9 protein-coding genes and 1 pseudogene are annotated in these 10,883 nt (G+C 36.8%); 2 read left to right on the top strand and 8 right to left on the bottom strand.

Features of this window, described 5'->3' with window-relative positions:
• Positions 1-16: 16 nt before the first annotated feature.
• Positions 17-166, bottom strand: coding sequence for a hypothetical protein (locus tag VXM68_RS00775; protein ID WP_293939635.1), 150 nt, complete (start codon positions 164-166; stop codon positions 17-19).
• Between the two features lie 474 nt (positions 167-640).
• Here VXM68_RS00775 and VXM68_RS00770 point away from each other — a divergent pair, with 474 nt between their 5' ends.
• On the top strand, positions 641-886 hold the full coding sequence (locus VXM68_RS00770) for a transposase (RefSeq protein WP_367210171.1): 246 nt from the start codon (positions 641-643) through the stop codon (positions 884-886).
• 329 nt (positions 887-1,215) lie between these two features.
• Here VXM68_RS00770 and VXM68_RS00765 read toward each other — a convergent pair whose 3' ends face one another.
• Together VXM68_RS00765 and VXM68_RS00760 are read right to left on the bottom strand one after the other, a co-directional pair.
• Positions 1,216-2,331: an acyltransferase gene (locus tag VXM68_RS00765; protein WP_312363557.1), complete on the bottom strand. Its 1,116-nt coding sequence runs from the start codon at positions 2,329-2,331 to the stop codon at positions 1,216-1,218.
• Between the two features lie 6 nt (positions 2,332-2,337).
• A pseudogene (locus VXM68_RS00760) lies at positions 2,338-3,402 on the bottom strand (acyltransferase family protein); the annotation flags it as partial.
• Between the two features lie 271 nt (positions 3,403-3,673).
• Here VXM68_RS00760 and VXM68_RS00755 point away from each other — a divergent pair.
• A complete protein-coding gene (locus tag VXM68_RS00755) occupies positions 3,674-3,961 on the top strand; it encodes an NAD-dependent epimerase/dehydratase family protein (RefSeq protein WP_367210170.1) in 288 nt (95 codons plus the stop codon).
• Positions 3,962-4,189: 228 nt separating this feature from the next.
• Here VXM68_RS00755 and VXM68_RS00750 read toward each other — a convergent pair whose 3' ends face one another.
• The 5 genes from VXM68_RS00750 to VXM68_RS00730 form a co-directional block, all read right to left on the bottom strand.
• Complete coding sequence (locus VXM68_RS00750; RefSeq protein ID WP_312363555.1) at positions 4,190-4,459, bottom strand: hypothetical protein; 270 nt, start codon at positions 4,457-4,459, stop codon at positions 4,190-4,192.
• Positions 4,460-4,611: 152 nt separating this feature from the next.
• Positions 4,612-5,586 carry a DUF6625 family protein gene (locus tag VXM68_RS00745; RefSeq protein ID WP_367210169.1) on the bottom strand — a complete coding sequence of 325 codons (975 nt, stop codon included), beginning with the start codon at positions 5,584-5,586 and terminating at the stop codon, positions 4,612-4,614.
• A 36-nt stretch (positions 5,587-5,622) separates the two neighbouring features.
• Positions 5,623-8,175, bottom strand: a complete 2,553-nt coding sequence (locus VXM68_RS00740) for a TonB-dependent receptor (protein WP_367210168.1) — start codon at positions 8,173-8,175, stop codon at positions 5,623-5,625.
• A 3-nt stretch (positions 8,176-8,178) separates the two neighbouring features.
• Positions 8,179-8,631, bottom strand: a complete 453-nt coding sequence (locus tag VXM68_RS00735; RefSeq protein WP_367210167.1) for a hypothetical protein — start codon at positions 8,629-8,631, stop codon at positions 8,179-8,181.
• Positions 8,632-8,642: 11 nt separating this feature from the next.
• Complete coding sequence (locus tag VXM68_RS00730) at positions 8,643-10,859, bottom strand: peptidase domain-containing ABC transporter (RefSeq protein ID WP_367210166.1); 2,217 nt, start codon at positions 10,857-10,859, stop codon at positions 8,643-8,645.
• Positions 10,860-10,883 lie beyond the last annotated feature (24 nt).

Genomic DNA, 10,883 nt, shown 5'->3' with positions numbered 1-10,883 from the left:
TTTAATAAATAATCATTTATGAATAGGAAGTTGTCATTGTGACTGTACCAGTTTGTTCAGTCTCGTCAAAGATTCCTTTACCTGTACTATTTGAATAATCCGCACTTCCGATAATTTCCTTTTCGATTTTTAAAAATTGTTCAATTTCTGAATTTGATAGTTCCATAATTTTTATTGTTTAGTGACTAATATTTTTCACTAAAATCTGCCTTCTATCCACTCGAAAAAAATATTCTCGTCAAACTCGTGTTTGACCATTATAAACTACCTATTTTACCCTATTTCTTTGTTTTATAGGCTTTAAGGGCATTTTTTCTATGTTTTTCCAGTTTATCGAGTAATTCCATTGTTTTGGATAGGTGAAAATTGAGTTTGACGAGAAAAGTTGGTTTGTGACTCTTTATGTGTTATAATAATTGACAATGAAATGGAAGCGGATTACTTCATCATATAGAATTTAATACCCATGTCCATAAAGATCATAGTGATCGGAAAGAGTTAATCCCCAATGAAGGTGTTCTAGCGCCCTTAATTAAGCATTTACTGGAGTCGAAGATGGATAGCGAGCTGGGAAGTCACCTTCAGGAAGATAAAGCGTCTGGACAATCCAACCTCTATACGATTTTAGTATGATGAGCAGGTGCGTAAGACAATCTATACCACTAATCCTATTGAAGGAATGGACCGTCAGATCCGAAAAATAACGAGTTCTAAATGTGCATTCAATGCTGAGAATGCTTTTATGAAGCTGATTTTTCTGATAATAAAACACATCTCTAAGAAGTGGAGAAAGTCAGTGTATAACTGGGGCTTGAACATATCCCAACTTTACATTAAAATTGGGGATAGGCTCAAAAAAGGGAAAAAGGGGAGAGAGGTGCTGTAAACCTTATTTTTTGCATAATTCGTGACCTAAAACTAAATATTTTTGTTAAAATTTTCGAACTCTAATTGAATATGCTTCAATAGCTTGGCTCATAGTTTTTTATGGGCATAAAAAAAGGAGATACTTTCTATGAAGTGTCTCCTTAAGTGGGGTCACGAGAGCTCAATAGAACCTTTAGTACCTTTATTAAAGTTTATAAAAAGGATAAAAACAGGCAAATAGAATTATATGGGTTATCCTATCTAGTTCTATTTACCTGTTTTTTGTTTAACTAAATTTTGATATAATAAGAAATGTAATTTTGTTTTCTATTATCAATATAGTGATCGTCATTGGTTTTTGTGTGCCATTTTCTTTCTTAACCACTTCCGCAAGGGTTCATCATACCATTTTAAGCTCGCATATGCCAAAATGAGACTACCAAATAGAATGACAATTGCATATGGCCAGGCTTTATTAATAGTGACACCGTTGTTATTACTGATCCATGCAACATAAAAATATACCAGAGGGTAATGTACCATATAAAGCGAATAAGAAATGTCTCCCAAAAACCTACTTAGTTTATTTTCAGTTTTGTTGAGTTTACCAGCTCCTGCACCAAGATAAACAATAAGTGGAAACAGCAATATAATGCAAACCGATTCATACAATGCATTCATCCACAGTTTTTCGTCGCCACCAATGCGTGGCATATACAAAATGATTGTAAGCAGGAGTGCACACCATAATAATGCATTCTTAATTTTTACGGGTTGAGCTACCCTAGCCATCAGAAGTCCCGCAAAGAAAGGATACATAGTACGGATAAAACCAATTCTTACGTGTTCGACATTTAGGGTCCACCCTCCGCTGACATCTCCATTGGGACTGGTTATCGCCATGTGGACAAGTGCTACGCCCGATATCGCTACCAAAATCGACAAGGATCTCTCTGAGAATTTTCGGACCCAAATAGCGTATAGGAAATTGGCAATATATTCGAAGAAAAGTGACCATCCGACACTATTTAGTGGATGCATTTCCTGCCAACCCCGTATATCAAGAGTTAGGGGAACAGGGAATAGGGTGTATCCAATAAACATCACCAACAATAGTTTCCATAAAGGGACAGTATCTATCAGTGGCCATATCGCTGAATCTGTGAAATAGAAACCGATTGCCCCCAAGGTCATGCCCAGCACAACCATGGGTTGCAGTCTGGCAATCCTACGCTTAAAGAAATTCGCCATGCTCATCTCCTGCCATCTGTTATCGTAGGCGTGACTGATCACGAAGCCGGATAGCAGGAAGAAAAAATCCACCGCCAAATAACCGTGGTTGACCAATATGTCCAGATGCCCTGTCGCCAGCGGTTCTGCAAGATGAAAGGTAACGACTACAATTGCTGCAATTCCTCGAAGGCCGTCCAATACCGGATAGTACGGTTTAGGAGATTCTATCATATTTATTTAATTTGACTTATGCGGATATTCTTCAATCTGCTTTATTTCTTTCCTTTTTTTGATATTTAAATACGCTCTTAAAGGTTCATCGACCCAACGCAGGGCAATGTATGCAAATACGATAAGAAACATCATCCCAGCAATTATAACAGTCGCCATCAATGAAGTCGACGGCTTTTCTTTCTCAACAAAACTCATAAATAACCATATGAATGGATAGTGTAAGACATAAAGGGGGTATGAAATATCTCCGAGCCACTTGCAAAGGTCATTCGTTGTCTTATCAGTATGCTCTTTGCTGGAACCAATCGCGATTAAAAGGGGAAAATAGAAGATGACCAACAATGGATCTATGACTGGGCTCATCGTTTTGGAATATGGTATAAAGAAGACGATAGAGAGGGCAATCGCCAGCAGCCAAAAAGGTATAGTCTGGCGCAATTTCCAACCGGTCCGAAATAAAAGAATTCCTGCTGTAAACGAAAAAGAAAGACGGATCCCACCAGCCCAGAAATTATCGCCGCCAAACCCTACGGCAAGATAGCCTGCTCTATGCGATTCCAGGCAAAGAAGCGCCCCAGAGATAATGACGATGCCCCAAAGTACACGTTTGGAAGCCCGGGTCAAAAAAAGAGCGTAAATGAGATTTGCGATATACTCCCAGAATAGCGACCACGTCGGTGGATTGAGATGGAACAGGTTAAAGTAACGCTGGGGTACGGCTGGATAAGGAATCAAAAACACGGCACTTAAAAACATTAACAGGATCTGTGTCACGCCAAAGGAATAAGCCAGATTACTAAAGGGATCAAACAAAAAAGCAAGCAGCCCGATGACGGCACCGATAACAACAAGAGGGTGAAGACGTATCAACCTTCTTTTAAAAAACTCCATCCTCGTCATATTCTCTATCCGGCTGTCATAAGCATAAGCTATGACGAACCCCGATAGGCAGAAAAAGAAATCAACCGCGAGATAACTATGCGGAATGAAACTATCCCGATAGTCTGGAGCTGCGATCTCCATAAAGTGAAACAGCACAACACCTACTGCCGCTATTCCGCGTAGGCCGTCAAGGGCAGTAAAATGTTTTTTTTATTGATGGTCCATCAGCGTTTCTAACGATCATTAGTCGATAAGAATAATATTATTATTATTAATAAAAATCGAAGAGAAAAATACGTCATATCCGATGATAGTTTACTACAAAATTGTCTCAATAGATCCACAATTTGTATCAATACAATTTGTATAAATCCCAAGGATAATACGGACGGAAGATCAAGTAGTTGCAGCAACGTAGGCTAATTTTATGTTTATTTGTATAAAAAAAAATAGATACATGCGCATATTAGTACCAGGATCTGCCGGAAAATTAGGAAGTGCAACTGTAGAGAATCTACGCCAGTCAGGACATGATGTTACGGGAATTGATCTCGTGGAAAGTGATACGACCGATCATTTGCTAGATGTTCGAAAGCTTGAGGAAGCAATTGAATTTACATGTGGTTTTGATGCAATTATCCACACCGCGGCTCTGCACGGTAGACATATGGATCTAAATTATCCACGTCAAAGTTTCGTCGATACTAATATTACAGGGACATTGAACCTGTTGAAAAATAAATAAAGGAGAAGTTTCGTTTACACCAATGGCTTCACCGTTCAATGTTATTTATAATTAAATACGTATTCTGTATTTTTTATCCAAGTTTGATATAATTGGTTTATTTGGTCAATAAATATTGGATCGATAACTGATTGGTTTCCGGGTTGTGTCATACTTTTTAAAGCTTGAGATGCCAAAAATGAAGGTTTTATTTCTTTTATAATTGATGAGTGCTTTAAGATATATTGGTCAAAATATTCCAGAAGTTGTTTTATTGAAATAATGGAAAGAATCATTTAATTGCTGTTTTTGATCAAATGTATAGTTTTTAGAAATTAAGGATATTAAGCGTTTTTGGATATCCGCTATTGGTTCAGGACAAGTTAATTCTCCGTTTAACATTGAACATAAAGTTATTATCGTTTCAGAATTGAGGTCTTTAACAAGTTCTTCATAACTTTCGTTGCTACCTTTAAAAATATCCTTATATACCGGAATGGTAAATGTTTCTAGCGACATGGTTTAATTAAAAAAATATTCCGATTATTTTTCAAAATAGGGTTCTAAGTATCTTGAAGTTTTCCCTGACTTTTATCTCTCTTTAAATATTGGAAATACTCTTAGGATATAAACGGGATATGACTCTAAAGCTAGACTATCATTAAAAGTAATTAGCAAGCTGAAAATTTCGCGACCCTGAAACTTGAATATTTCTCAAAATTGTTTAAAGCAGTGAAATGTCTGTAGAAAATATCATTGTTTAACATCAAGGTACTTGTATTTAGCAAAGAAGCATTGCTTAGGCAGCTCTGGACTTTAATCTCAGAATTTACGACTTCAATAGATTCAATATTAGCGATTGTAAAAGATTTTCTAATATTTTTTTCATTAGCCTTAATCGACATAAAATGGAATAAAATTGCTTCAAATCGTCCATTTACTATTATTTTACCATCATACCAGATTAGGTTTTCAAAATTGTATTCTATAGCATTCATATTATAATATGCATTTATATTTCCTTTCTTATGATTTCTGGCTATTACAAATGTTATTGCATCAAGGTTAAATGTAATTTGCTCAATCTGCTTTCCAGAAATTAACGATTTATGGTGTGTAGAACATTCGTCAAAACAAAAGTTTTTTTCAGAGGAAAAAACATACTGATAATCGGTACTCTCTTTAAAAAGCATATTAATTCGCTTAGTATTTCGATATAGCGAAAAGAAGCCTGTTGTAAATTCTTTTCGAACCGAAATGGTATCGTATTTATTTAGTAGCTCATCTGTAAGGAAAACCCTGATCCTTCCAAAGAGAACATCGATATCGCAATGCCCCCAAAAATCATATTTTAACAGATAGTCTTCGAAAATTTTTCCAAAAGCTGGTCTGAAATCACATAACTTGTACGGGCGTTCCATGCTGATCGTCATATCAAGCTTGTCTTGAATCAACACCTTGAGTTCCTTAAAGGAAATTCTGATGACGCTTACATTTTTAGGAATATCAAAATTTATAATGGTGTCGGTAAAGATCTTAAAATCTACATCCTTATTGTATGAACAAGTTCCTAAAAATAGATGGAAATACCATGGAAATTCTCCATAATATGGAATCAGTAAAGCTATCTTATTGCAACAATTCATCCTATTTCAAATCAAGTCGACAAAGAAAATAATAATTTAATTTGGAACACGCCCTTTTTGTTCGCTCGCAGCTCCACCTACACTTTCCGCTTTCTTCGTTTTCATGTTGCCAAAACTATAGCCCAAAGTGACCACAAACCGCCTAGCAGCGGCATCAATAGTCCCGCTTGATCTTGATACCGATCCGTTAGCAACTTCTGTTCTGAACATGGATTGATTGAAAAGGTCCCTTCCGCTCACTTGCACGGTGAAATTCTTTATTTTCATCATTCCCCCTATCTCAAATGCCTGCCTGCTCATAAGAAGACCCTGGGCACTCGCAAAAGGCGAAAAATAGAAATAAGATAGGTAGAGTGATTTATCACCTTTCTTATCAATATTATAGTCTGTTCTAATCCTAAGCTGTTTCATCCAAGTTTGCTCGTTAACATTCCTGATCGGTATGTTTCCTCTAAAGATATTGTAGTTCAGGCCCAAGTTGGTATTTATTTTCAGACGTCCTTCAAAATAGCTGTCGTAGTAATTTACGGACAAACCGGCTATATCATTATGTCCATAGTTAAAACGGTCATACATTACCGTATCAGAGCCTGGTCTTGTAACCTGAAATTGCATCCAGTCGTCACTTACCCTGCTATAGTTGGCTAGGAATGTTAATTTCTGTTTTAGGATATAACTTAGTTCTGAATTAACGGATCGGGCAGGAATTAAAAAAGCATTACCTTTGTAATATAGCATTGGCGCTGAAAATACGGGCGTAGGGTTCAGCTCCCAGAAACCTGGTCTACTTATCCGGCTGCCTACAGTAAGGCCTAATTTGTCCACATTGTTTAGACTATAGGTTAAGGATACGTTTGGAAAGAAGTTGAGATAATTGATGTCAAGTTCTTGCGAAGATTTTTTTTCAAATCCATCTATATCTGTTTTTTCAAGGCGGAAACCCATCGTCGAATTTAGTTTCTCGGATATTTTCCAGTTTACCGAAGAGTACAACGCATAAATATGTTCTTTGTAACTATAATCATTCTCCTTACTGGGATCATTCACAAGTTTACCGTCCAATAAATCTGAAAACTGGTTATTACTTGTGTTTCTGTTGAAATTTGACATAATGCCGACATCCAAGCTTAAACTTGGGTTCAGGTATTTATGTAAAGCAACCTGTCCGGAAAAATTTCGTACCCGTTGTTTTGAAGATGTTTGAAAGAAATACTCTTCATTGTCATCTAAAACAGTATATGGCGCTTTTGCATGGCTCTCTTGTGTAAAAAAACTGCCCCCGATGGATAGCTGGCTGCCCATTGTATCCAATTCCAACCGGTCATTAACATCGACATTGAAAAAACTATTTGATGTTTTCTGTAGTGTCTGAGTACGGATATGGGATTGTTCGACATTTGTCTCGATAGACCTAAAATTATTTGTAGTAAGCCAGTCAAGTTCATTGGAAGAATAACTGGCATTTGTCTGTATCAGTAAGGTGTTCTTTTCAGTCAGGGAAATATCATTCAACATCGTTGCCCCAAATGGATTGCTTTCTTCATTTCTGTCTAAAAAAGATTTATTCCATAGGTCGATGGTTGGGAATATATAATCAAAGCTTTCCGTTAGCCTGTTATGTGTACCCGCTCCCCTGAGGTTTAGCTGAGAAGCAACTTTGCCTTTTGCATGATTAAGATTAACATTTCCTCTAAAGGTACTATAGTGGGCGAATTCACTGCTCAGGTTCGCAGAACCCTGAATGCCTTCATTTTGTTGCTTTTTGAGTATAATATTGATAATACCAGCATTTCCCTGAGCCTCATACTTACTTGATGGGCTAGTGATAATTTCTATATCCCTAAGATTCTCGGAAGACATATTCTTTAGCATCTCCAAAAGGTCATTACCGCCCAAGTTTGTTTTCCGACTATTGATGTAGACCTGAACACCGCTCTTTCCCAGGACATTTAAAGTCCCATCGTCTCTGGCATCTATTAAGGGGGCTTGTTTCATAACCTCCCAAATGGTAAGATGCGACATAGCCTCATCAATTCGAAAGGAAAACCCTTCCGTTGTTTTTACGATCCCAGATTTTCTTCGTCCGATCACTTCTACTTCATTAATAGAGACCGAATTGCGGTCTTTGAGAAATGTAACAAGGGGTAAGTTCTTCAGAATATCTCTGTTGAAAATTATTTTTTGATCTTCGAAATTGATATGTCTAAAGGTAACGGACATATTCTGTTCAGCGATATGGTTAAATCGGTAAACTCCCGATGTATCGGTGGATGTAACTGACAATAATGATCCATTGTTGGAAAAAAGGAACACTGTAGCGGAAACTACGGGAGTTCCGGCTTGATTTACTAAAACACCATTCACTTTTGCTGTATCTTGAACGTACATTGACGTGAAGACCATACTTGAAGATGAGGTTATGTTCGATTCCTTTGCAATAAGATTCTGGGAAAAAGATCCCAGAAAAATGACGATGATAACCCGCTCAGTGAGGAGTTTGCCTATTAGACGAAATGAAGTTAAAATCATGGATGTCATACTTCTATTTAAATCACTAATCAAAAAATAATCTTTCTCAGTAGCCTTCATACTTTAGTTCTGTAGGTTTTCAATCAAATATTGAAAAATGTTAGTTTTTACCTCTCTATATTTAAGGTTATTCGAAAGGGGAATTGCCATAACTTCCCCTTCCAGAGCAATTTGTACGTCGGAGAAATTGCTTTGATCATGGCTTTCCTTTTTCATAATACCGACCACGCTTTCATAAATGTTTTTATTCCCGAAATGGATTTCTAGCTTATTTCCCGTTTTCAAAAACGAAGTATCTTCTGTATGTATCTTCGATAACAACAGAACCTGATCTATTTTGTCTAACCGAATTGTTCTTGGATTTGTGTCAACAGGTTTTTTAATTGTGAGTTGAACGCCAAATAAGAGATAAGTTAATCCAATCAGTAATGCAATTATTGAAAAAGATCCATACCTAATTGTATTTCTTGGCGGCTTGTCGAGCCGCCCGAAAATATTTTGATCATAATGGGCCATAACTCCGTTTTTTAAATGTGGTTTTCATTTTCTTCAAGCTCCAATTGGTTTTTAACTAATTCATAATAGAAGCCTTTCTTTTCCAATAGGGAAGTATGAGACCCCGCCTCCACTACTTCACCGTTACGAAGGACAATCGTATTATCAGCGTTCCTAACAGTGCTCAGTCTATGAGCAATAACGATAACCGTTCGTCCTTGAAAAAATCCGTTTAGCCGTTCCATAATAACTTTTTCATTATTGGCATCCAATGCGCTCGTAGCTTCATCGAATAGGAGTAGTGATGGATTTTTATAAACAGCCCTTGCGATGAATAGTCGCTGCCTTTGGCCCCCGCTCAGTCCGTTGCCATCGGCACCTATTCTGGTTTCTAGTCCATTAGGAAGACTTTCGACAAACTCCGTGAGATTCGATATATATAATGCTTCTTGTATTCTCTGCTCATCAATTTCCTTGCCGTCAATAGCAATGTTCTTAAGAATAGTATCCGAAAAAATATGACCATCCTGCATTACTGTTCCGCATTTATCTCGCCACCATTTGGGAGATAAAGCATCTAGATTGATTCCATCTAACGATATTGACCCCTTTGTGCAATCATAAAACTTCAATAATAGTTTCATTAACGTGGTTTTTCCACTTCCTGACGAGCCAACAATAGCCGTAACTTTTCCAATTGGAATTTCTAGGTTAATATTTTCAAGAACGAAAGGGGACTTAGGCCCCCCGTATTGGAAGGAAACCTCCTTAAACCTGATGAAGGAGCTAATTTCAGACAAAGACAGTTCTTGATAGCCATTCCGACGTTCTTCATTTTCTTTATTATGGATCTCTTTCATTCTGTCTAGACTTAACCTAGCGTCCTGAGAATGCCTAAAAAACGAAATAAGTTGTTCAAGTGGACTGTTCGTCTGCCCAATGATAAACGAAATACTTAACATGGTGCCCAATGAAAAATTTCCGGCGATTACCTCCCTCGCAGCAATATAAGAGATAAAGATGTTTTTTAGTTGCAAAAGAAAAAGAAACCCTGTCTTTTGAAGCTGCTCCAAGGAGAGGCTTTTGATATTTAAATCAAAAAGTTTGATTTGTAACTTCTCCCAACTTTCCCTCTTACTGTCTTCTCCAGCGTAAAGTTTAATCTCGGGCATTCCAATAATAATTTCATATAGTTTATTATGGTTTTCCCGATTTGCATTAAACCGTTTGTAATCTATTTCTTTTCGCCGTTTTTGATAAAAGAAAATCCAGCAGATAGCCAGCGCTGTCAAGACGGTAAAGACCGCAAAAATCTTAAAATCATATAACCCTAAAACAACAATAAAGACACCAACATTAATAAGAGAGATAAGGGTTGTTAGGGCAGTGCCAGTCAGAAATTGCTCTACTCTAGTGTGATCGTTTATTCTCTGGGTAATATCACCGACGCTTTTCGAATCAAAAAAGCGAATCGGCAAATCAAATAATTTCCTAAGGAAATCAGAAATTATGGTAAGGCTTATCCGGGTATTAATAAATAACATTAACCAGTTACGAAAAATATCAATTACTGTCCCTCCAATGAATAAAAACAATTGAGAGCAAAGTACCAAATAGACAATATTTATATTCAGTTCGCCAATTCCCAGATCCACCAGTATCTGAGTCAAGAAAGGGATTATTAGGCTTAATATGCTTCCCGTCAATAATATCAATATTAAATAGCTTAAAAGCTTTCTGTGTGGTCTCAAATAGGCAATTAGGAATTGATAGCTATTGGTAAGGTTCTTTTTTTCTTTATCCTGACGATAAAATGATTCAGTAGGTCGAAGCTGTAATATTGTGCCTCGACCTTCTTTTACAGAAATCCAGGAACTTAAGAAAGTCTTTATATCTACATGCACAATGCCATGTCTAGGATCGGCAATTATGAATTTCACTCGGTTAAGATCATTCCTGTATTTTATATCAAACAATACAACAAAATGGTTTGTATTCCAATGTAAGATACAAGGTTTGCTGAAATTGTATATCAAATTGTTGATGTCACTAAACAGCATATCACTGGAAAATCCGATTGTTACTGCAGCATTCTTGAGATTTAATAAGCTTACTCCATTACGATTAAGAAAGGCCAATTCCCTTAGATATTCCAAAGTGTATTTTTTTCCATAATACTTTGCCACGATCCTTAAACAGGTAGGACCGCAATCCATTTGGTCGTGTTGTATGTAATATGGGTATTTCATATCCTAAATTTATAGTCAAGAAAG

The organism is Sphingobacterium sp. R2, from assembly GCF_040760075.1.
Lineage (GTDB): Bacteria > Bacteroidota > Bacteroidia > Sphingobacteriales > Sphingobacteriaceae > Sphingobacterium.
The sequence above is the reverse complement of the archived record's forward strand: the minus strand, read 5'-3'. Positions and strand labels throughout refer to the sequence as shown.

What these genes read in the sequence shown, in the direction of transcription:
- VXM68_RS00775 (WP_293939635.1), bottom strand. Translation starts at nt 166, where the DNA reads ATGGAACTATCAAATTCAGAAATTGAACAATTTTTAAAAATCGAAAAG.
- VXM68_RS00765 (WP_312363557.1), bottom strand. Translation starts at nt 2,331, where the DNA reads ATGATAGAATCTCCTAAACCGTACTATCCGGTATTGGACGGCCTTCGA.
- VXM68_RS00755 (WP_367210170.1), top strand. Translation starts at nt 3,674, where the DNA reads ATGCGCATATTAGTACCAGGATCTGCCGGAAAATTAGGAAGTGCAACT.
- VXM68_RS00750 (WP_312363555.1), bottom strand. Translation starts at nt 4,459, where the DNA reads ATGTCGCTAGAAACATTTACCATTCCGGTATATAAGGATATTTTTAAA.
- VXM68_RS00745 (WP_367210169.1), bottom strand. Translation starts at nt 5,586, where the DNA reads ATGAATTGTTGCAATAAGATAGCTTTACTGATTCCATATTATGGAGAA.
- VXM68_RS00740 (WP_367210168.1), bottom strand. Translation starts at nt 8,175, where the DNA reads ATGAAGGCTACTGAGAAAGATTATTTTTTGATTAGTGATTTAAATAGA.
- VXM68_RS00735 (WP_367210167.1), bottom strand. Translation starts at nt 8,631, where the DNA reads ATGGCCCATTATGATCAAAATATTTTCGGGCGGCTCGACAAGCCGCCA.
- VXM68_RS00730 (WP_367210166.1), bottom strand. Translation starts at nt 10,859, where the DNA reads ATGAAATACCCATATTACATACAACACGACCAAATGGATTGCGGTCCT.